Raw genomic sequence first — 21,759 nt, 5'->3', positions numbered from 1 at the left:
CCAGTCCGAAAAAATCCCGCGAATCAGAGTGCACGGGCATATTATCCCTGCCCGACGAAATAACGGATGATATCGTTGTAAAACGCCAGCACCATCAGGCCGATCAGGAGCGCCAGGCCGATCTGCTGTGCGATCTCACGGGTTTTCATGCTCACCGGACGGCGGAATACCAGCTCCCAGCTGAAGAAAAACAGGTGGCCACCATCCAGGATAGGCACCGGCAGGAGGTTGAGGACCCCCAGGTTTACCGACAGAAGCGCCATGAAGGCAAGGAAACTCACCCCGCCGGCAGAGGCCTGTTCGCCGGCCATCTTGGCGATCATGATCGGCCCCCCCACCGTGTCCAGGGGGATAGCCCGCTCCACCAGCTTGACCAGGGACAGCACTGTCAGCTTGATGACGGTGACGGTCTGAACGCTCCCCTTGACCAGTGCCTCGCCGGGACCGAAGTGGTCGGTCACCTGTTCGCCCGCCGAGACGATGCCGATGGCCGGAGAGGAAACGGTCTCGCCGAACAGGTTCTTCCCCTTCCGGGTTTCCGGCGTGACCCGGAAGGTGAGGGTTTCGTTGTTGCGTCGGACCTGGATCTCCAGCGGCTTGCCACCGCTCCCGGCGATCAGGTTTGCCAGGTCGTCCCAGCGGTTGACCGGTGCGCCGTCGATGGCGGTCACCACGTCGCCCGCCTTCAGACCGGCAAGGGCAGCCGGCTTGTCCTTGGGGACCTCGCCGACCTTGCTGGTGACCGCGGGTACGCCGATCAGGTAGAGGATGATGAACAAGAGCCAGGCAAAGGCCAGATTGAAGAGGGGACCGGCCGCGACCACGGCGATCCGCTGCAGCGGAGGCTTGGCGGCAAAGGAACGGGCCTTGTCCTCCTCGGAGAGTTCGCTGTCTCCTCCCTCCCCCACCATCTTCACGTATCCGCCCAACGGAAAGGCAGAAACCAGGTATTCGGTTTCGCCACGCTTGAAGCCGAACAGCTTGGTGCCGAAGCCGAGGGAGAATTTTTCCACGCCGATGCCGAACAGCTTGGCCAGCAGGAAGTGCCCCAGTTCATGCACGAAGATCAGGACACCCAGAACGACTATGGCAGCGACGATACTTGTCATAGGTAACTCCGACTGATGGAAACCGCAGCTCGCAACGAAAAAAGGCCCTTCGGTGCAGGGTTCTGACGTTGTCTCACGATTTCCGATTCACTGCTTGCAATTGTTCCCGTGTCTTTTCCCTGGCCCAGCGGTCAACGCCGAGGACCTCCTCGATGGTGCCGAGGGAATGGGGCTGATGCAGCGACATGGTCCGTTCGATGACCGCGGAGATATCGAGGAAACGGATCCTGCCGTCGAGAAAAGACTCCACGGCGATCTCGTTGGCCGCATTCATGACGGCCGGCATGCTCTCACCGGCAGCCATGGCCTGGTAGGCAAGCTGCAGGCAGCGGAACTTCTCCAGATCCGGCCGGAAAAAGGTGAGCCCGGAAAAGGCCGTCAGGTCCAGCGGTTTCACGCCGGTCGCCACCCGTTCCGGATAGGAAAGGGCATAGGCAATGGGCGCCTTCATGTCCGGCGTCCCCAGCTGGGCGATAACGCAGCCATCCACATACTCCACCATGGAGTGGATGATGCTCTGGGGATGGATGTTGACGTCGATCTTCTCCGGGGGCACATCGAACAGCCAGCGCGCCTCGATCACCTCCAGCCCCTTGTTCATCATGCTGGCGGAATCAATGGTGATCTTCTTCCCCATGCTCCAGTTGGGGTGGTTGAGGGCATCGGCTACCGTCACCTCTGCCAGCTTCGCTGCCGGCGTGTTGAGAAACGGGCCACCTGATGCAGTCAGGATGATTTTTTCGATGTCCTCGCCGCGATGCCCCTCGATGGACTGGAAGACCGCGCTATGTTCGCTGTCCACAGGGTAGAGCTTTATCCCCTTGGCAGCCACCGCCTCCATGACCAGGTGCCCGGCGGTTACCAGGGTCTCCTTGTTGGCAAGCGCCAGACCCTTTCCGGCATGGATGGCTGCCATGGTCGGCACGAGCCCGGCAGCGCCGACAATGGCGGCAACCACCATCTCCGCATCGGCATGGGTGGCTGCAGCAATGAGCCCCTCCACACCGCACATGATCTCCGGCTGACAGCCGCCGGGGAGGAGCATTTTCAACCGGCCGGCCAGTTCGTCGTTCAGCACGGCCACCAGCCGGGGCCTGAAGGCCGCGATCTGCCGGGCCAGCAGCTCGATGTTGCTCCCTGCGGTGATCGCCACCACCTCGAAACGGTCCGGATGGGCCGCAACGATCTCCAGCGTGCTGACACCGATGGAACCGGTCGATCCCAGAATGCTCAGTTTTTTCATACGACCTCGCGCTTCTTCAGTGAACCCTCGGCCGCTAGTGTCTCATCCGGTGTTTCCGGATGGACACTAGCCGAGCGGAAAGACGAAATGGGCATACCAGTATGCTGCAGGAGCCGCAAAAAGGATGCTGTCCAGACGGTCCAGTATGCCGCCATGCCCCGGCACCAGCGTACCCGAATCCTTGACACCGCAGCTCCGTTTCAGGAGGGACTCGAACAGGTCTCCCAACTGCCCCAGCACGCCGAGTACCAACGCCGCAACCACGGCATCGGCCACCCCGAGTTCGGGGAAAAAGGTCATCCTCGCGACCAGCGCGCCGACCACGCTTCCTGCCAGCCCTCCCAGAGCCCCCTCCACACTTTTGTTGGGGGAGACCTGCGGATAGAGCTTGACCCTTCCCAGGGCGGAGCCGACGTAATAGGCTGCAGAATCGCCGGCCATGACGATCACCAGCATCAGGAAGATCCAGGAAATCCCGTGGTTCCCGGCCCGCAGCCAAACCAGATGGACCAGCAATAGCGGGACATAGAGCAGGCCGGCAGCCAGTATCGCCCACTCCTGTGAGGCCTGGCGTATGTCGCGAAAGCGGAACAGGAGCAGCAGGGCGGCAACGAGAACGGGCAGGGTCATGGTCACCGGGAACAGCGAGCTGTCGCCGGCACCGGACAAGACGGGGATCAGGACTCCGAAGAGCGAGAGGACCGCTCCCTCGGGACGACGGTCGGGCAGGGCCATGCGGTAGAACTCGTCCATGCCGAACGCTGCAACCACGGCGATGAACCAGGTGAATCCCGTCACCCCCCCCTTGAGGATGAGCAGGATCAACAGGGGAAGGGCAATGGCGGCTGTGAGCAGTCTCTTGATGGTCAACTCCTTGCCGGCGGCAGCGCCGCGGTCAGCGGCAGACCCGCAATTGATCACTGGTGAGCCCGAAACGGCGCTCACGCTCCTGATAGTCCTTCAATGCCTTGTGCAATTCGGTCCGGTCGAATTCCGGCCAGTTGACGTCGGTAAAATAGAGCTCGGTATAGGCGAGCTGCCAGAGGAGAAAGTTGCTGATCCTCATCTCGCCGCTGGTCCTGATCAGAAGATCGGGATCGGGGATGCCGCCGGTGAAAAGATAACTGGTGAACAGCTCCTCGCTCACCATTGTCAGGTCGACGGTGCCGGCCACGGCATCGGCTGCCAGGCGCACTGCGGCACGGGCAATCTCCTGGCGGGACCCGTAGGAAAGGGCCAGGGTCAGCAGCATGCCGGTATTGCCGGCAGTCCGGGCGATGGCGTCGTCAATCTCCCGGTTCACGCTCGCCGGCAGGTCCTCGCGGTTGCCGATGACGCCGAAGCGGACATTGTTCCGCATCATCCGCGGGACTTCCGAGCGGATATACTTCTTCAGGAGCGCCATCAGGGCCTGGACCTCGGTCTTGGGCCTGAGCCAGTTCTCGGCGGAAAAGGCAAACAGCGTCAGGAAGCCGATGCCCAGCTTCGAACACTCCTCGACAGTCGCACGGACCGCCTCCACACCCTTCTGATGACCGACAATGCGCTGCAGCATGCGCTGCTTGGCCCAACGACCGTTGCCATCCATGATGATGGCAAGATGGCGCGGCATTTTATCCGGCTTGAGTCGATTCATATGTTACTCATCCCACACAGAGCGATGAAATTCAGAGATACCATGGCGGCGAGGGAAAAGGCATGCTGTTCTCTTGCGAGGGGCTTTCGGTGAGCCAGCGTAATTCGCGCTGCATACCACGGTCTGCACAAAAACAAAAAACCCCTTCCGACAGGGGTTTTGGGATTTAATCACAATTCAACGGGGCGCGCAAGAAAAAATCATGCGGCCCAGGGCGCCCACCTGCCTGCTGCAAGCCACTCAGACCTCCATGACTTCCTTCTCCTTGTGGACCAGCACCTCGTCGATCTTGGTCTCGAAGGTCTTGGTAACGTCCTGCACCTCTTTTTCGGCCCGTTTGAGATCGTCCTCGGAGATCTTCTTGTCTTTTTCCAGCTTTTTCACGCCGTCGATGGCGTCGCGGCGGAGATTGCGCAATGCCACCTTCGCCTCCTCTGCCATCTTCTTCAGCTGCTTGACGATATCCTTACGCCGCTCTTCGGTGAGGGGGGGGAGAACCAGCCGGATCAGTTTGCCGTCGTTGGCCGGCGTCACCCCGAGATTGGCATTCATGATCGCCTTCTCGATCAGCGGGATCAGCTTCGACTCCCACGGCTGCAGGGTGATGGTGCGCGGCTCGGGAACAGCCAGGGTGGCAACCTGGCTCACCGGCGTGGGAGTGCCATAGTAGTCGAGCTTCACATCATCCAAGAGAGAAGTCGACGCGCGGCCGGTGCGGATCTTCTGATATTCGCGACGGAGAGACTCGACGGTCTTCTCCATGTGGGATTTCATGGCGGCGATGACATCTTTGGTCACGTTACTCTCCTTTCACGATGGTGCCGATCGCTTCGCCGCAGACCACCTTCCGGACGTTCCCCGGCGTGGTGATGTCAAAGACGATGATCGGGAGGCTGTTGTCCATACAGAGAGAGGTAGCAGTGGCATCCATGACCTGCAGCCCTCTCTTCAGAACCTCCAGGTAGGTCAGACTGGCAAACTTGACTGCAGTGGCATCCTTCTTGGGATCGGCGGAATAGACTCCGTCCACCTTGGTCCCCTTCAGGATCGCCTCCGCACCGATCTCCATCGCCCTGAGACTGGCGGCGGTGTCGGTAGTAAAGAACGGGTTACCGGTGCCGGCGCCGAAGATGACCACCCGCCCCTTCTCCAGATGGCGCATGGCGCGACGCCGGATATAGGGCTCGGCTACCTCCTGCATGGCGATGGCAGACTGGACCCGTGTATCGACCCCGACCTTTTCCAGCGCATCCTGCATGGCAAGTGAGTTGATCATGGTGGCCAGCATCCCCATGTAGTCGGCGCTGGCGCGGTCCATCCCCTTGGAGGAAGCGGCCAGGCCGCGGAAGATGTTGCCGCCGCCGATGACCAGCGCCAGCTCCGTTCCGCACTCCACCACTCCCTTCACCTCGTTGGCGATGGAGCTGATGGTTTCGGGGTCGATTCCGTAGCCCTGCGCTCCACCCAGTGCCTCACCGGAGAGCTTCAGGAGCACCCGCTTGTAGTATGGTTGAGACATGATCAGCTCCTGCTCGCTTTGAAGTGTCGGACGCCAAGGGACATCCGGCTGCCCCGCATAAAAAAAGCCGGCCATCTTGATCAAATGGCCGGCTCTGGTCAGTGCCTACTTGCCGACCGCGGCTGCAACCTCCGCGGCAAAATCGCTTTCCTTCTTCTCCAGACCCTCCCCCAGGACGAAACGGGAGAAGCGGCGAATCGACATGTTTTCGCCGATGGTGGCGATGGTCTCGTTCAGGAAGGTCTGCACCGTCTTGTCCGGATCCTTGACAAAGGGCTGCTCCAGGAGGCAGATATCGGCATAAAACTTGTTGACCTGCCCCTCGATGATCTTTTCGATGATATTGTCCGGCTTGCCGCTTTCACGGGCCTTGGCGCGGTAGATATCTTTCTCGCGCTCCAGGGCATCGGCGGCAACCTCTTCGCGCCGCACATACTGGGGAGCGGCCGCAGCGATATGCATGGCGACATCCTTGACGAACGCCTGGAAATTCTCGTTCTTGGCAACGAAATCGGTCTCGCAGTTCACTTCGACCAGCACGCCGATCTTGCCGCCGGCATGGATGTAGGAACCAACGGCCCCTTCGCTGGCCACGCGGCCGGATTTCTTGGATGCTGCGGCCAGACCCTTCTTGCGGAGATAGTCGACTGCCTTCTCCTGGTCGCCGCCGGTCTCCTGGAGAGCCTTCTTGCAGTCCATCAGCCCTGCGCCGGTCGCCTTCCTCAGTTCATTCACCTGTGCTGCTGTAATGCTCACGGTATCCTCCATAACGGCTCCAGCGGAGCCGAACGTATTGTCATGCTGTTCGCGCGCTGCCACACAAGGGGCAACCCAGCCGGATCGATCTGCCTAGTCGGTGGTTTCTTCTTCGCCTTCAGCGGCCGCGGCCTCAACGGCTGCATCCTCGCCTTCGCTGTCGGTCTGGAGATCGGTGTTGCGTGCCTGCGCACCTTCCAGAACGGCATCGGCGACCTTGCTGGTCAGGAGACGGATGGCGCGGATGGCGTCGTCGTTGCCCGGGATGATGTAGTCGATATGGTCGGGGTCGCAGTTGGTGTCAACGATGGCCACCACCTTGATGCCGAGCTTCTTGGCCTCCTGGACCGCAATCTCCTCGTTTTTCGGGTCGATGACGAAGATCACGCCCGGCAGCCGGCCCATCCCCTTGATCCCGCCCAGGGTCTTTTCCAGCTTCTGGCGCTCCTTGTCGAACTTGAGCGCTTCCTTCTTGGTATAGGCCTCGGCAGTGCCGTCTGCCAGCATGGCGTCGAGCCGCTTGAGGCGGTCGATGCTCTGCTTCACCGTGGTGAAGTTGGTGAGCATCCCACCCAGCCAGCGCTGGTTGACGTAGTACATGTTGCAGCGGCTTGCCTCTTCGGCAACCGAATCCTGCGCCTGCTTCTTGGTCCCGACGAACAGGACGTTTTCGCCGGCGCGGACCGCATCAGTCACGAAGTTGTAGGCGTTCTTGAAGAGCCTGACGGTCTTCTGCAGGTCGATGATGTAGATCCCGTTCCGTGCCCCGAAGATATACGGCTTCATCTTGGGGTTCCAGCGCTTGGTCTGGTGGCCGAAGTGGACACCGGCCTCCAACAGTTCCTTCATGGTGATACTCGACATACTCTCTCTCCTCTGTGTGTGGTTGGGCCTCCGCTTTCCGCCGTGTCCCGGAACCCTGGGAAGCCGTTATCAGGGGCCGATGTCGACCGTCCTGATTCCCGCCACCACCTGTAGGGCACCACCGGGGGCCTGGAAAGCGTGCGTTTTCAAGCAGCGGATGTATATAACACATACCCCCCTGCTTGGCAAGGCATTTTTGGCGTGCGACCCTTTACTTGGCGCCCCTTCTCATGTATCATGCGCAAGCCATGCTGACCACCTTCGACCGATACATCATCCGCGAGATCGCCGTTCCGTTCTTCCTGGGGATGGTGGCCTTCACCGCTGTCCTCCTGATGGGGAGATTCCTCAAGATCGCCGACATGGTCGTGGCCAAGGGGGTGCCGATCGCCGATATCGCCCGCCTGATCGCCTATCTCTTCCCCTCCTTTGCCCTGGTGACCATCCCTATGGCATTCCTCCTGGCCATACTGCTGGCGTTCGGCCGTCTTTCCGCCGACAGCGAGATCATCGCCATCAAGGCGAGCGGCGTCAGCATCACCCGTCTGCTGCTGCCGGTCATGGCGTGCGCGACCCTGGCAACCATCGCCACCGCCATTGTCGCGATCTACGCAGTACCCTGGGGGAACACCTCCTTCAAGGGGCTTCTGACCAGGGCTGTGGAACAGCGGGCCGAAGTGGACCTGCGGGAGCGGGTCTTCGTGGACAGCATCCCCGGACTGGTCATCTATGTGGACCGCTTCGACCCCGTCCGCCAGACCATGACCGGCGTCATGATCCAGGACCAGCGCGATGAAAAGGCCCCGCTGACCATCTTTGCCCGCCAGGGGAGCGTAACGGTGCATCCCGGCGAACGCCGGGTCCTGCTCAACCTTACCGGCGGGAGCATCCACCGCAGCCTGGAGAAGGAGGGGTACCGCCTGATCCAGTTTCGCGATTACACCCTGAACGTCCAGCTGCCGCAAACCGGCCAGGGGATCGGCCGCAACGAGTTGGACATGTCGCTTGGAGAACTGCGGGCCGGGGTCGGGAGCCCGGCGACCAGCGACCGGATCCGGCGGGAGATGGAACTCGAATTCCATCGCCGCTTCTCCACCCCCTTTGCCTGTTTCGTCTTTGCCATAGCCGGCGTACCGCTGGGGGTGCAGAACCGACGTTCCGGCAAAGGGGGGGGATTCGCCGTCAGTATCGGTCTCCTTTTGCTTTACTACGTCATCCTCTCCGCCTGCAAAACCCTGGGGGAGCGTGGTCTGGTTCCCGCCGTCGCCGCCATGTGGGGGCCGAACATCTTCTTCCTCGCCCTCGGGATCTGGTTCTTCAGGCGCGCGGTGACAGAGCGCCCCATCTTCGGAGGTTTGTCCCCCATCGACCTTGCAAGCTCGCTCTGGCAGCGGATTGCCAAACAATGGCCCCACAGATGACCATTATCTCGCGTTATATCGTCGTCACCAATCTGCGGCTGCTCGGTCTCTGCGCCGGCTCGTTCATGGCAATCTACCTGGTGGTCGACCTGCTGGAAAAGGTGGGCAAATTCGCCCGCGCCGGCGGCGACCCGTACCATATCCTGCTCTTTTTCCTCTGGAAACTGCCGGAGATCGCCACCCAGGTCATCCCCCTGGCCGTGCTGATGGCGACCCTCCTTACCCTGGGCAGCCTCTCCCGCACCTCCGAACTGATCGCCATGCGGAGCGCGGGGGTGGGGCTGGCGCGGGTCGCGGCGCCGCTTCTGGGGATCGGCCTTGTGGCAAGTCTCATCAATCTTGCCCTGTCCGAGTGGGTGGTGCCGAAAAGCTTTGAAAAGATGCGCTACATCCAGGAGGTGCAGATATCCCACAAAAGCCCGGCCGCCTTCTTCAGGCAGGGGGCGATCTGGTACCGGGAAGGCGATACCATCCTCCAGGCGCGCCTGTTCGACCCTGCGTCGACAACCCTGCTGGGAGTCACCCTCTGGCAGCTCGATCCAACCATGCAGCCGGTAAAGCGGCTAGACGCGGCTCGCGCCGAACATCGGGAAAACGGCTGGCTCCTGCGTAGCGTGATCCTGCGCAACTACAGCGCCGGAAGCCTGACCCGGACGACACAACGGCAGGAAGAACCGATACCGCTCAAACTCAGCCTGTCCGACCTGCGGGTCGTGGGCAAGCAGGCGGAAAACATGGGATTCGTGGAGCTCAACAGGTACTGCGAAAAGCTGTCCCACGGGGGGTATGATGCCACCCGTTACCTCACCCTGCTCCACACCAAGCTGGCCGCACCCTTCAGCCCCCTGGTCATGGCCTTCCTCGGCATCCCCTTTGCCCTGCGCACGGGCCGCTCCAGCGGCATCGCCGTCGGCATCGGCATCAGCCTCGCCATCGGCCTTTCCTACTTCATCATCAATGCCTTTCTCATCTCCTTCGGCCAGGCAGGAGCGCTTCCTCCGCCGGTGGCGGCCTGGGCCGCCAACCTGCTCTTCATCGCCATCGGCATCTGGCTGGCGTTGACGATGGACGGCTAGGCGAACGCTCCCAGCGTCCGGCATGATTCATGGCCGGACCTGTTGACATCCACCATTGCCATGCTTTAATCCTCAATAGGATGCAGCACCGGACTGCCGAGCCGTCCCCCTGCCTCGCCCAAGGAGTTCCCATGAAATCCCTTTTGACGCTGTTGTTCACCTTCATCCTCGTATCTCCCGCCATGGCTGCCGGCACCTCGTCCCCCCTCCCCCCGAAGTACGACCCCCGGGCGAAGAGCCAGCCAGTTCCGGTGCAGGAGCGCAAGGACCGGATCACCATCCTCAGCATCATCCCTGCCCAGGGCGAACCGGGGATGACCGTGACCCTTTCCGGGGCGGGCTTTACCGAAGGCACCACCGTCTTTCTCGGCAGCACCGAGATCCCGACCCGGATCATCGGGCCGAAACAGCTCAGCTTTGACATCCCCCGCCTGGCAGCAGGCCTCTATGCCCTCTTCCTGAAAACGGAGGACGGCAGCACCAGCAAGACCTACTCGTTTTCGGTCCAGCCCCTGAAGCCGGTGGCAACCTCGCTGTCGCCCGACAGCATCCCGTCCTGCACCATGAGCGGCAGCCGGGACGTGACCATAAACGGCAGGAATTTCCAGGAAGGAGCCCTGGTGCTGTTCGACGGCGGCGCCATCCGGAGCAGGTTCCTCTCGGCAGAAGGGATGGCGTTTTCGGTACCGGCAGTCAAGGGGGGGATTCACCAGATCCAGGTAAAAAACCCGGAAGAGACCGTCTCCACACCGCTGGCGCTGATGGTGGACACCCGGCCGGAGATCACCTCCATCAGCACCGGCGAGGATCATGTCAATTACTACGAGCTGATCATCGAAGGGAGGAACTTCCTGCAGGGATCGGTGCTGGTCGTGGACGGCATGCGGATAAGCGGCAGCAACCCGGCGCCGGGAGACCGGGACCGGCTGATCTACATGGACTGTACCCGGCTCATCTACCAGCGTTACCCGGCCGACCCGTCCGCCAAGACCCTGCGGGTCCAGGTGGTGAATCCCGGCAACGAGGACAGTCCGGTGATCACGGTCAGCACGCCGTAGCAGATCGGGGCGACAGGATGGAACGAAAAGAGGGGGGCGATCAGCCCCCCTCTTTTTTTCTCGTGCCTGAAGCTGCGGGAGATCAGCCAGAGCACCCAGGACGGTAGAAGGCAACGGCATTGTCGCAGAGGACCTTGGTAGCCAGCTTCTCGCCCAGGGTCTCGATCACCAGCAGCAGATCGTCGTCGCTGTAGGGGCGAGGTGCCCTGGTGGAGGGGAGATCGGTGCCGAACATCAGGGCATCGGGATTGGCGCTGCAGATATCCCTGAGGGCAGTGGCCACGTCGAAGTCCACCCGGCCGAATCCGGTCGCCTTGACGCGAACGCCGCGTTCCACCAGCTTGAGCAGATCGGGGAGCCCTTCACGGGAAAGCCCCAGGTGATCGATGCTCACCGCGGGGAGTCTCAGCAGGGTCTCCCGCAGCGCCGGCAGCTCCCTGGCATCGACGTAGAGCTCCACATGCCAGCCGGCCAGCCCATGAACCCGCAGGGCAAAGCTCTCCAGGTGCGCCACGCTTTCCGAACCGCCGCGCCGGATGTTGAAGCGGACCGCCCGCACCCCGAGCCGGTCCAGCCGAAGCACCTCGGCGTCGCTCACCTGCGCCGGAAGCTGGGTCACGCCGACAAACGACGGGCCGAGACAGTGCAGGGCGTCCTCCAGGTAGGTCTGGTCGAGAGCCTGGAACGATCCCGACACCACGGCACCGCCGGCAAGGTTGAGCCCGCCGGTACGCGCCAGGTAGTCGGCGCAGGAAAAATCGGGGGGGAGATAGCCGTCATTGGGGACCAGGGGGAAACGGCGGTCGATGACATGAAAATGGCTATCGAAAACCCTGAAGCGCTTAAGGGCCGATTCGTGCGGCATGATGCCCCTCCCTGGTCAGGCGCAGTCGAGCTGTTCCCAGAACCCCGAATCGCAGGTCTGCCGGATCTCCTGGGAAAAGGCGTCCTGAGCGTTCCTGGGGGAAAGGGTCCTGGCGGTCTCCTGCATCCGCTGGACAAACAGCTCCTGCATCGTAATGTCGCGGCCGAGGGAGAACTGGTCGAACTCCCCCTTGTGGTTCTTGATCTGGATCAGCATGGCGGCGCAAGCCGTGGCATCCTCGCAGTGCAGGGGGAGGATGAAGCTCTCGTACCCCTCCCAGAGGGCGGCAATCATCTGCTGCATCGATTTTGAATCCGGAAGAACGATCCGCCAGTCCATGGCCGCCGTCATGATGATCCCCGGCGGCGGCTCAACGATGAAATACTCCCCCTTCGGCACCCGTTGTGCCAGGAAGCGAAGAAACTGCTCGGAGGATACCGTATCCCCCACATGCGCCAGCGCACCCTGAACGACCATGGTTGCTCCTTTGCTACATCAATTGTGGTTTTGCCATTGTCACGCTGAGCGTGTGAACTCCAGAAGGGAGAGGATGTCGCCATGCCGGTCGATGCGGGCAAAACCGGGCATGTCTGCCTTGTAGGCGACAAAGGGGACGCCGGCGGCCAGGGCGGCCAGCCGGTCGACCTCGGAATCGCCGACAAACAGGGCTTCGCGAGCTTCCAGGCCATAGTGGTCGAGCACCCGCAAAAGCGGCTCGGGGTGCGGCTTGGGATTGGCGACCTTGTTGGCGGTCATGACGCAACCGAAATAATCGGCAAGATCGAAGCTCTCCAGGACCGTCTCCATGGAGGTGGAGCGGTTGGTGCAGACAGCCAGCTCGACCACCCCCTGCAGCGCCTGCAGGGTCTCGCGGTACCCCTCTTCCATGACCAGCATCGGCACCAGGTCGAGGTAGTCGATGGCGCCGGCCAACCGGACCGATTCCTGCCAGTCGGCCTGATCAGGAAAGAAGTAGGCGAGCACCTCGCGGTTGGCATAGGTGTGCAGCACCCGCATGACCTCTGCATCGCTCCGGTCCAGCGTCTTTCCCATCTGCCCGAGAATCCGTTCGTAAAAGGCGACGTTCGCTTCAAACGAGTCGAACATGACCCCGTCGCAGTCGTAGATCACCACCTTGCAGCTGTTTGCGTTACTCACTGTCTTCCTTGTCCCGGTCGCCACTACCGGCCTTTCCCAGATACTCCTCCCATTCGAGCGGGAGCAGGTACTTCTTCTTGCTGTTGCACTCCTTGCAGGCCGGCACCACGTTGCCGCGGCTGCTCTTGCCGCCGCGGATGACGGGAACGATATGGTCAAGCGTCAGTTCGTCCGCCGGGAAGCTGTTGCCGCACCAGTGGCAGACCCCTTTTGCCAGTCGGTTCTTCCACCACTGGCTTTTGCGCAGCTCCCGGGCCTTCTCCTTTTCCCGCCGGATCTCCTGCTCGGATACCTCGATGATGAATGCCATACTCTGCCTGCGCCCGCCCTTCCTAGCCTCTGTGCGCTTCGATGGCCGTGCGCGCCAACTCGTCGCAGCGTTCATTCTCGGCATGGCCGTTATGCCCGCGGACCCATTGCCACTGGATGCGGTGAACCTTTGCCAGCTCGGCCAGCCGCTCCCAGAGGTCGCGATTCATGACCGGCTCCTTCTTGCTGTTGATCCACCCTTTCCTGATCCAGCCGGAAAGCCATTCGGTCATCCCCTTGACCAGGTACTGGGAATCGGTGGTGAGAACCACGGTGCAAGGGTGCTTGAGGGCAGCAAGGGCTGCTATGGCCGCGGAAAGCTCCATCCGGTTGTTGGTGGTGGCTGCCTCGCCGCCGGAGAGTTCCTTTTCGTGCCCCTCGTAGCGCAGGATCGCCCCCCACCCTCCCGGACCGGGGTTGCCGCTGCAGGCGCCGTCGCAGAATATCTCCACCGTACCGCTCGATCGTTCAGCACTCGCCGACATACGCCCCCTCTTCCTTCAGCAGGTCGGCAATGGCGGACATCACCCGGTCGACGATGAGCTGGTGGGTTTCCTTGCGGTCCTCCAGCTGGAACAAGTCGGAAAAATCCAGCGGCTTGCCGAACACCACCAGGCCCTCCTGGCCGAAACGGGGGAACTTCCAGTGGTTGAGACCGATAAGCGCCGTGGGGATCACCGTGGGCCGGGTGTCGTAGATGATCTTCCCCACCCCGCGGTTTCCCTTCCCCAGCCGGCCATCGCGATGGCGGGTCCCTTCGGGGAAGAGCATCACCCGCTGGTCGACGAGCAGTTCGTTGATCACCTTCCCTGCCCGCACGTCCCTGCCGCGGCGGACCGGAAAGGCCCCCCAGGAACTGTAGAGCAGACGCTGCAGCGGCTTCTGGAACAGCTCCTCCTTGGCGGGAGCCCAGATCATTCGCATGGGGAAATGCCGGACCATGGCCCAGGGAAGGAAGATGGTCTCAAAGGCAGAGATATGATTGGCCGCCAGCAGAACCCCCCCCTGATCGGGGATGTTCCCGGCGCCTTTGGTGCGGAAATTATTGCACAACGATGCATAGATGCCTATGACGTTGGCCGAAAAGGTGACCCACAGGCGTCGCGGCAGTGAAACGTTCACAGCTCTCCTCACTCATGATGTGTAATCGGTGCAGCACCGTCGCCGGCTGCCGGCGGCAGGATGAAATAAAAGACCGCCCCGGCGTTCACGGCTCCTTCAGCCCAGACCGTTCCACCGTGGCGTTCGATGATCCGCCCCACCGTAGCAAGGCCAATGCCGGTGCCGGGGAAGTTCCGGGCATCGTGGAGCCGGGCAAAGGGCTTGAAGAGCTCCCCCACCCGGGACATGTCGAAACCCGCACCATTGTCCCGGACGAAAAAGGCCTCTCCCTGCGGCGTGGCTGTCCGGCCGAAACTGATCTCGGCCTGCGGCCTCTCGTTGGTGTACTTCCAGGCATTCCCCAGCAGATTTTCCAGAAGCACCCGCATCAGACGCGGATCGCCGTAGCCGGTCAGCCCTTCGGCAATTTTCCAGTCGACCGCCCTCCCCGGCCAGATCATGCAGAGCTCCAAGCTGATCTCCAGGGCAATGGCCGACAGATCGACATCGCTTTTGACCATGGAGCAGCTGGAGATCCGGGCGAGGCTCTGCAGCGCCTCGATCAGATCCTCCATCCGCTGGCTGGCTTCATGGATAGTCTTGACGTAGTAAGCGCTCAGCCCGTGACTGTCGTTACATTCGTCCTTCAATGCCTGGGCAGCGGTATAGATGATGGTCAGCGGTTTGCGCAGGTCATGGGAAACCGACGAACTGAACGCCTCCAGCTCGCGGTTCACCGCTTCCAGGTCCGACGCCTTCCGAGCGAGTTCCGCCTGGGTCTGCACATACGCGGAAATGTCCCGCACCAGTTCTATGCCTGCCACCACGTTACCAGCGGCATCGCGCAGGGGGGAGGCGGTCATTTCTACGTGGCTGACCGGTGCATCGGCAGGGAGTGCCTTCACCAGTTTATGAATACCACCATCCCGGAATGCCGCCAGTACCGGGCAATCGGGACAGGCCGTATCCCGTTGGTCATAGACCGTAAAGCAGAAGGACCCGACAAAGTCGCCGCCACTCAACTGCTGATGCACCTGGTTCTGATAGAGAATCTTGAGATTCGTGTCCTGGATGCTGATCCCATCGCCGATGGCGGCAACGATCGATTCACTCTTTGCCCGCTCGGTCGCCACCTCGGCCAGTGCGTGCTGCAGGTCATGTTCCAGGCGGTACCGTTGCCTGACGATGAGGCAGATGAAAACCGTGAAGAGCGCCAGGAAGAACTCAAAGGTCCCGCGCAGCCAGAGTTCGCGGGGCGAAGGGGCGAATATCTGCTGGAGCACGCTCCCTTCCGAAAAGAGCACGGCATCGATGATGGTATCGAACAGCCAGAATAGGATACCACATATGACGGCCATGATGATGATATGTCGCTGCCTGAAATGGGGCATGGCATTTGTTTCCCATCAAAGAAACCGTGAACGGGCCAGGCACGGCAAGATTACTGGAGCAGGGCAAAAGATGCAACCCCTTTCCTGGGTGGGCCTTATCCGCCCGCAAGGTCGATGCCGGCAATGGCCGTCCCGCAGGCGGGGCAGCAACCGGTGGCAAGCCGGTTTGCAAGGATGCTGAAGCCGCTGCGCCGAATGAGCTGTTCGCCGCAGCCGGGACAGGCGGTATCCTCCCGACCCGGCGCAGTGACATTCCCCAGGTAGATGTAGCGCAGCCCCTGATCCCTGCCGATATCGTACGCCCGGTTCAGCGTCTCTACCGGCGTGCCCGGACGGTCGGTCATCAGGTAGGTCGGATAGAATCGGCTCACATGCCAGGGGGTGTCAACTCCGAGTTCATCGGCAATGAAACGGGCAATGGCGCGGATTTCTGCATCGCTGTCGTTCAGCCCCGGGATGATCAGGGTGGTCAACTCGATCCAGATATTGTGCCGCCGATAATCGCGGATGGTCTCCAGCACCCCTTCCAGGCGGGCTCCCACCACCTCACGGTAGAAGCTGTCGGTGAACCCTTTCAGATCGATGTTGGCGGCATCCAGGTGGGGGGCGATCAGCTCCAGCGCCTCCGGCGTGATATAGCCGTTGGTGACGAAGATGGTCTTGAGCCCTGCCTCATGGGCCAGCACCGCCGTATCGCAGGCAAACTCGAAGAAGATGGTCGGTTCGGTATAGGTGAAGGAGATGGAACGGCATCCCGCCTGCGATGCCCTGCTGACGATCTCAGCCGGAGACCGCTTTGTGCCGGGGATCTCCACCGTATCCGGCGGCACCTGGGAGATGGAATAGTTCTGGCAGTGCCGGCAGTGGAAGTTGCACCCTGCCGTGGCAACGGAATAACTGAGGCTGCCGGGCTGGAAATGGTACAGCGGCTTCTTCTCCACCGGGTCCACGTGTTCGGCAATGACCCGACCGTAGACCAGCGACAAGAGCGTTCCGTGCCGGTTTTCCCGGACCCCGCAGATCCCCCGCTTGCCGTCGGCGATGATACAGCGGTGCCGGCAGAGGCTGCAGCGCAGCCTGCCATCGTCGAGCTGCTCAAAAAACAGGGCCTCTTTCATGGATCACCCCCTTGCCGTCGCCGGCATCCGCCGACCCGCAGCAACCGGCAACGAAACAGCATCCAGTCCAAACAACAGTCTATTCATGAGACTCGGACATTGTTGCACGACTGTAACAGCCGTAAAAAGTGTACCACTCATACTGGACAGTGGAAATCGGGAATCGTGTTTTATTGAAAAAACAGACTGTTTTTCATCATGTTATCGTTATGTAGCAGGCGCCAGACACAGTGGCAGGGGAGAAGAAAATAGACCATGGTATGAAAAACACGTGATAAAAACTTCATAAACTGTTGTTTTAGCAAACTTTTCCCTCAATTTCCCATTGCACAAACCGATTCTTCTCATTATAGTTAGATCAGCTCAAGGAAAGGAGGTACCAACCATGACCTGTCCCCTCTGCAACATCGCAACCGGCGTAGAGATAGACATGCATTCCGACGGGTATGCCAAGGATCTGTTCGAATGCACCGAATGCGGCTCGATCTGGGTTCTTGACCGCGACGGCATCGTCCTGCTCAACAACAGGGCTGCCTGACAAGCAACGGAAAGGAGCGCCCATGCACCGGATACCAGCACCAGGAACCGTCGGGAAAGATCTCTCCCTTTCCGGGCAGCCGGATTTCCGCCTGCCAGACCCTGCCATACGTAGCCTGCAGCCATGCAAGATCCTTTTGAATTGAAAAACGCCGGGTAGCCAACCCCGGCGTTTTTGTTTCCCCCAGCTCTTTTTCTCTTCGATGGAGTGTCAGAACATGAAACGGCGCATGCTGACATTCAGAAGAATGGCCACGCCGGTCATGGATGTAACCAGGGATGTCCCACCGTAGGAGAGAAACGGCAGCGGGACCCCCACCACCGGGAACAGACCGATAACCATCCCGATATTGATGACGATATGCCAGAAGAGCATGGCTGTCACCCCGAGTGCCAGCAGCCTGCCGAACCGGTCGTTGCACCGCCCGGCAATCTGCAACCCCCACAAAACCAGCATCAGGTAGAGGAAAAGCAGCACCATGCAGCCCGCCAGCCCCCATTCTTCGGCAAAGACCGAAAAGGCGAAGTCGGTATGCTGTTCAGGGAGAAAGCGAAGCTGCGTCTGGGTCCCGTGCAGGTATCCCTTCCCCAGGATCCCGCCCGAGCCGACGGCGATCTTGCTCTGGATGAGGTGATAGCCGCTCCCCAGGGGGTCGCGTTCGGGGTTGAGAAAGTTGAGGATGCGGTTTTTCTGGTAGTCGCGCAGATAGTAGTGCCAACCTCCGTAGATCAGGGGCACCACGGACAGCACCCCCCCCACCACGACCCGCCACTGCACCCCGATGAAGATGATGATGGAAAACGCCACCAAGAGCACGATAATGGCGGTCCCCAGGTCGGGCTGTTTCATGATCAGGATCGCCGGGATGCCGACAATGGCAAGGGGAATGCCGATCTGACGGAACCCGAGCCCGCCCAGGACCGGATAGCGGCTGAAGAAGCGGGCAAAGATCATGATGATGACGATCTTCATCGGTTCCGACGGCTGGATGCTGATGAAACCCAGGTTCAACCAGCGGGTGGCACCCATGGAGGTCTTGCCGACCGCCATTACCAGGAGCAGGAGGAGCAGTACTCCTCCGTATGACCAGTATGCCAGGTCTTCAAGCACGTGATAGTCGATGCTGCAGGCCAGTACCATGATAATCAGGCCGCCGGCCAGCCAGGAGAGCTGCTTGAGATAGAACGGAACTGTGGCGATACGGTAGGATGCCGACGCACTGTAGATGTTCGCAACGCCAATGGCGGCCAGAAGCAGTATCAGCCCGAACAGCATCCAGTCGAAATTGGTAAAGAGCCGGCGATCGATCATTGCTGGGTTCCTTCTCCCCGGTCGGCACCCGTCGGTGCTTCCTCTTCCGTTTCATCCACCGTTTGCGGCACCGGCCGCTTGATGACCCCTTTTTGCTCGAAATATGCCCGCAGAATAGCGCCGGCAACCGGTGCGGCGGCTGCGCCCCCGTGCTCGCCATGCTCGATCACCACGGAAATTGCCACCTCCGGCTTGTCATAGGGGGCAAAGGCGACAAACAGGGCATGATCACGGTACTTATAGGCAACCTCCCGATTGGGACCGCGCTGCTTGACGACCTGGGAAGTACCGGTCTTCCCGGCAACCTTGACCTCGTAGAGACGAGCGGCGCCACCGGTCCCCCGCGGCTCGTTGACAACGGCCAGAAGCCCTTCCTTTACCAATCGGAAGCTGTTCGGCCTGACCTGGGGGCGATACAGCACTTCGGGCTTGGTTTCCTTGATCACTTTACCGTCCGGATCGATAACCCGTTTTACCAGGTAGGGGCGGTAGACCGTCCCTTCGTTGGCCACGGCAGCCGTCATGGTGGCAAGCTGGATCGGCGTCAGCAGGGTATAGCCCTGACCGATCGAGACCGGCATGGTCTCGCCGCGATACCACTTCTTCTTGAATTTCTCCTGCTTCCAGGCCATGGTGGGGATCAGCCCCCCCTTTTCGTTTTCAAGGCCGATTCCCATCGGCGCCCCCAGCCCGAACCTCCGTGCCATTTCGGCAATCCGGTCGACGCCGAGCCGTTCGCCGAGCTGATAGAAATAGACGTCGCACGACTCTCTGATGGCGCGCTTCAGATCGACCCTGCCATGCCCTTTCTTGTCCCAGCATTTGAAGACATCGGTGCCGACTTCATAGGCACCGGTGCAGTTCACCGTTGTATGCTCGTCGATAAGCCCGCTCTCCAGGCCGGCCAGGGCCGTGATGATCTTGAAGGTGGAGCCGGGAGGATATTGCCCTTTCAGCGCCTTGTTCTCCAGCGGATGACGCTTGTCCTCCAGATAGGCCTTCCAGGTATCGGGCGGCATCCGGCCGGTGAACAGTGCCGGGTCGAACGAGGGGCTGCTGGCAAAGGCCAGGATCTCGCCGGTGTTGACATCCACCACCACCGCTGCCCCGGCCTGGTCGCCAAAGGCCTTTTCGGCTGCCTGCTGCAGGACCAGGTCGATGGTCAGCACCAGGCTGTTGCCCACGGCAGGCTTGGTCTCGCTGAGGGTGCGCAGATAGCGGCCACGGGCATCCACCTCTATCTGGCGGCCGCCGTCCGTACCATGCAGCATCTCCTCCCAGCTCCGCTCCAGCCCGCTCTTCCCCACATAGTCGCCGGGATTGTAGCTGCGGAAATGATTGGCCTCCAGCTCCTGCTCGTTGATCTCGCCCAGGTAACCGAGCAGATGCGCGGCAAGGGTCCCGTTGGGGTACTGCCTGACCGGTTTCATCTCGATGTCGACGCCCGGCATCCAGAGCTGGTTTTCCTGCAGGAACTCCACCTGGTCTCTACTGATCCCGGCAGCCACGATGATGGGGTAGTACTTGGCTCGCCCCTTCCCTTTTTCCCAGCGTTCCTGGAGTCCGGCCGGGTCGAGCCCCAGGTAGCGCGCCAGTGAGGCGAACAGCGCATCCTTCTCCTTCACCTCCTGGGGGATCACCGCCACACTGAACGAAGGGGTATTGCTGACCAGGACCTTGCCATTGCGGTCCAGGATGGTGCCGCGCGATGCAGCCACGGGAACAAAGCGAAGCCGGTTGCTTTCCGATTGCACCCGGAGAGTGTCCCCCTGGAGAATCTGCAGATACCAGAGCCGGGTAATGAGGATGAAGAAAATGACGCCGGCGAAGATGGCACCCCAGATGACCCGTCGCCCCTTTTCACGGGTGTCGCGGACATAACGCTGCTGGTTCACGCTACCTCCTCCGTTCGGGCGGCATCGACGATGCCGAACACCACGGAAGCGACCAGGGCATTGACCGCGCCCTGGGGGATGAGGGAGACCAGCAGGGAGGCGTAAATCCCCTCCGCTGCCGAAAAGAGCGCCAGAAGCACCAGATGCGCGAGACCACACGCAATGGTGGCGATAAAGACGGCCAGGGTCATGAGGTAGCGGTTGTCGGCATAGAGACGATGCGCGATGTTCTGCAGAACCAGAAAGGTCATCAGGAAGGAAAAGCCGTTAAGGCCGAGGTAGAGGCCGCTGCAGCTGTCCTGCACCAGGCCGAGCAGATAGGCGAGCAGCGCGCCCCTGACCGGCGTCGCCCGCAGTCCCAGCCAGACCACGACGATGAGCAGCAGGTTGGGCTTGAAAGGATCGACGATATAGGCAGGGAAGAGCGTCACCTGGAGAATCAACGCGGAAAGAATCGCTATGCCGGGCTTGAGCAGTTTACTCATTCCGTTGCTTCAACAGGACCAGCACTTCTTCGATGCGAGAAATGGAAACCATCGGTCTGACTTCGATGGTCTGGAAAATGCCGTATTCACCTTTTTTTACCATGGTTATCTCGCCAAGGGGGAGCCCTTTGGGAAAGACCCCGCCGATCCCGGAGGTCACCAGCTGATCACCTACCTTGACATCGTCCTCCCGGATGGCGAACTCCAGGGAAAGCCGCCTGCTGCCGGTCCCGCGCAGCACGCCACGGGCGCGCGACCGCTGGACCACCGCGGCAATGGCGCTGGCGTGGTCGGTCAGCAGAAGCACACGGGAACTGTTGGCAGCCACCTTGACCACCTGCCCCACCACCCCTGCCGAGGTAACAACCGGCATCCCCTCCTGCAGCCCGTCTTTACCCCCCCGGTCGATGACCAGAGTCTTAAACCAGGGAGCACCGTCTTCACCGATGACCGACGCTGCCAGCGACGGGACCGGCATCTGCTCTTTCAGCTCCAGGAGCTTTTTGAGACGCTCATTGGCGAGCAGTGCCTCCTGCTCCCCCACGAGACGGCTGTTCAGGGTGCGGAGGTGCTCCAAGAGTTCCCGGTTCTGGCGGCGGACATCCACGAGGGCGATATAGTCGTTCCAGACGGTTTCGGCCCCGCCGCTCACCACGGCGCCCACGCTGAAGAGCGGCGACAGAACCGTCAGAACCCCGCGTTCGAAGAAGTTGGCACTCTCCCGGTGCTTCAGGTTGCTGCCGTAGATGAGAAAGGCAACCAGCACAACCGCACCGGTGACAAAGGGCACACGATATTTTTTGATCAGATCCCACATAGATGCAACCGGCCATGGTTAGCAGATTGTTGAAAAACCTGAGTTGTTCAAAAACCTGTAAGAGGTTTCGTTCACTGCGGCAAACGGCA

The 21,759-nt window shown here is 61.0% G+C and carries 23 protein-coding genes; 3 read left to right on the top strand and 20 right to left on the bottom strand.

Annotated elements, in window-relative coordinates:
- Nucleotides 1-41 precede the first annotated feature (41 nt).
- The 8 genes from rseP to rpsB all read right to left on the bottom strand — a co-directional run bounded on the left by rseP (nucleotide 42) and on the right by rpsB (nucleotide 7,127).
- Nucleotides 42-1,109, bottom strand: a complete 1,068-nt coding sequence (gene rseP, locus GJT30_17130) for an RIP metalloprotease RseP (GenBank protein ID MSM41344.1) — start codon at nucleotides 1,107-1,109, stop codon at nucleotides 42-44.
- 73 nt (nucleotides 1,110-1,182) lie between these two features.
- Nucleotides 1,183-2,352, bottom strand: a complete 1,170-nt coding sequence (locus tag GJT30_17125; GenBank protein ID MSM41343.1) for a 1-deoxy-D-xylulose-5-phosphate reductoisomerase — start codon at nucleotides 2,350-2,352, stop codon at nucleotides 1,183-1,185.
- Between the two features lie 66 nt (nucleotides 2,353-2,418).
- A complete protein-coding gene (locus GJT30_17120; GenBank protein MSM41342.1) occupies nucleotides 2,419-3,216 on the bottom strand; it encodes a phosphatidate cytidylyltransferase in 798 nt (265 codons plus the stop codon).
- 31 nt (nucleotides 3,217-3,247) lie between these two features.
- Nucleotides 3,248-3,988, bottom strand: coding sequence for an isoprenyl transferase (locus tag GJT30_17115; GenBank protein ID MSM41341.1), 741 nt, complete (start codon nucleotides 3,986-3,988; stop codon nucleotides 3,248-3,250).
- A gap of 240 nt (nucleotides 3,989-4,228) precedes the next feature.
- On the bottom strand, nucleotides 4,229-4,786 hold the full coding sequence (locus GJT30_17110) for a ribosome recycling factor (protein ID MSM41340.1): 558 nt from the start codon (nucleotides 4,784-4,786) through the stop codon (nucleotides 4,229-4,231).
- 1 nt (nucleotide 4,787) lies between these two features.
- Nucleotides 4,788-5,507, bottom strand: a complete 720-nt coding sequence (locus GJT30_17105; protein MSM41339.1) for a UMP kinase — start codon at nucleotides 5,505-5,507, stop codon at nucleotides 4,788-4,790.
- Between the two features lie 105 nt (nucleotides 5,508-5,612).
- Nucleotides 5,613-6,263, bottom strand: coding sequence for a translation elongation factor Ts (gene tsf, locus GJT30_17100; GenBank protein MSM41338.1), 651 nt, complete (start codon nucleotides 6,261-6,263; stop codon nucleotides 5,613-5,615).
- A gap of 93 nt (nucleotides 6,264-6,356) precedes the next feature.
- The gene (gene rpsB / locus GJT30_17095) at nucleotides 6,357-7,127 is read right to left on the bottom strand and encodes a 30S ribosomal protein S2 (GenBank protein ID MSM41337.1); all 771 of its coding nucleotides are present in this window, start codon (nucleotides 7,125-7,127) and stop codon (nucleotides 6,357-6,359) included.
- 230 nt (nucleotides 7,128-7,357) lie between these two features.
- On the opposite strand from rpsB, the gene lptF reads away from it, so the two are divergent.
- The 3 genes from lptF to GJT30_17080 are packed head-to-tail and all read left to right on the top strand — an operon-like array spanning nucleotide 7,358 to nucleotide 10,682.
- The gene (gene lptF / locus GJT30_17090; GenBank protein MSM41336.1) at nucleotides 7,358-8,548 is read left to right on the top strand and encodes an LPS export ABC transporter permease LptF; all 1,191 of its coding nucleotides are present in this window, start codon (nucleotides 7,358-7,360) and stop codon (nucleotides 8,546-8,548) included.
- Entirely contained in the window at nucleotides 8,545-9,624 is a 1,080-nt protein-coding gene (gene lptG, locus GJT30_17085; protein ID MSM41335.1) for an LPS export ABC transporter permease LptG, read from the top strand. The genes lptF and lptG overlap by 4 nt, the downstream gene beginning before the upstream one ends.
- Before the next feature lie 29 nt (nucleotides 9,625-9,653).
- On the top strand, nucleotides 9,654-10,682 hold the full coding sequence (locus tag GJT30_17080; protein ID MSM41334.1) for a transcription factor: 1,029 nt from the start codon (nucleotides 9,654-9,656) through the stop codon (nucleotides 10,680-10,682).
- A gap of 82 nt (nucleotides 10,683-10,764) precedes the next feature.
- On the opposite strand, the gene GJT30_17075 is transcribed toward GJT30_17080, so the two are convergent.
- The 12 genes from GJT30_17075 to mreC form a co-directional block, all read right to left on the bottom strand.
- Nucleotides 10,765-11,547, bottom strand: a complete 783-nt coding sequence (locus GJT30_17075; GenBank protein ID MSM41333.1) for an amidohydrolase family protein — start codon at nucleotides 11,545-11,547, stop codon at nucleotides 10,765-10,767.
- 15 nt (nucleotides 11,548-11,562) lie between these two features.
- Nucleotides 11,563-12,024, bottom strand: a complete 462-nt coding sequence (locus tag GJT30_17070; protein ID MSM41332.1) for a hypothetical protein — start codon at nucleotides 12,022-12,024, stop codon at nucleotides 11,563-11,565.
- A gap of 39 nt (nucleotides 12,025-12,063) precedes the next feature.
- Nucleotides 12,064-12,654: an HAD-IA family hydrolase gene (locus tag GJT30_17065; protein ID MSM41331.1), complete on the bottom strand. Its 591-nt coding sequence runs from the start codon at nucleotides 12,652-12,654 to the stop codon at nucleotides 12,064-12,066.
- Between the two features lie 43 nt (nucleotides 12,655-12,697).
- The gene (locus tag GJT30_17060; protein ID MSM41330.1) at nucleotides 12,698-13,015 is read right to left on the bottom strand and encodes an HNH endonuclease; all 318 of its coding nucleotides are present in this window, start codon (nucleotides 13,013-13,015) and stop codon (nucleotides 12,698-12,700) included.
- A gap of 22 nt (nucleotides 13,016-13,037) precedes the next feature.
- Nucleotides 13,038-13,499, bottom strand: a complete 462-nt coding sequence (gene rnhA, locus GJT30_17055; GenBank protein MSM41329.1) for a ribonuclease HI — start codon at nucleotides 13,497-13,499, stop codon at nucleotides 13,038-13,040.
- Complete coding sequence (locus GJT30_17050) at nucleotides 13,483-14,136, bottom strand: 1-acyl-sn-glycerol-3-phosphate acyltransferase (GenBank protein MSM41328.1); 654 nt, start codon at nucleotides 14,134-14,136, stop codon at nucleotides 13,483-13,485. Before GJT30_17050 ends, rnhA begins: the two co-directional genes overlap by 17 nt.
- Before the next feature lie 8 nt (nucleotides 14,137-14,144).
- Nucleotides 14,145-15,506, bottom strand: a complete 1,362-nt coding sequence (locus GJT30_17045; protein MSM41327.1) for a PAS domain-containing protein — start codon at nucleotides 15,504-15,506, stop codon at nucleotides 14,145-14,147.
- Nucleotides 15,507-15,601: 95 nt separating this feature from the next.
- Nucleotides 15,602-16,624 (bottom strand): AmmeMemoRadiSam system radical SAM enzyme, encoded by a 1,023-nt coding sequence (amrS, locus tag GJT30_17040; protein MSM41326.1) that lies wholly within the window; start codon nucleotides 16,622-16,624, stop codon nucleotides 15,602-15,604.
- Between the two features lie 748 nt (nucleotides 16,625-17,372).
- Nucleotides 17,373-18,473: a rod shape-determining protein RodA gene (rodA, locus tag GJT30_17035; GenBank protein MSM41325.1), complete on the bottom strand. Its 1,101-nt coding sequence runs from the start codon at nucleotides 18,471-18,473 to the stop codon at nucleotides 17,373-17,375.
- Entirely contained in the window at nucleotides 18,470-20,368 is a 1,899-nt protein-coding gene (mrdA, locus tag GJT30_17030; GenBank protein MSM41324.1) for a penicillin-binding protein 2, read from the bottom strand. Before mrdA ends, rodA begins: the two co-directional genes overlap by 4 nt.
- Entirely contained in the window at nucleotides 20,365-20,853 is a 489-nt protein-coding gene (gene mreD / locus GJT30_17025; protein ID MSM41323.1) for a rod shape-determining protein MreD, read from the bottom strand. The genes mrdA and mreD overlap by 4 nt, the downstream gene beginning before the upstream one ends.
- The gene (mreC, locus tag GJT30_17020; protein MSM41322.1) at nucleotides 20,846-21,670 is read right to left on the bottom strand and encodes a rod shape-determining protein MreC; all 825 of its coding nucleotides are present in this window, start codon (nucleotides 21,668-21,670) and stop codon (nucleotides 20,846-20,848) included. Before mreC ends, mreD begins: the two co-directional genes overlap by 8 nt.
- Nucleotides 21,671-21,759 lie beyond the last annotated feature (89 nt).

Origin of the sequence: Geobacter sp. (assembly GCA_009684525.1) — a bacterium.
Lineage (GTDB): Bacteria > Desulfobacterota > Desulfuromonadia > Geobacterales > DSM-12255 > Geoanaerobacter.
This window is presented reverse-complemented; position numbering and strand designations above follow the sequence as displayed.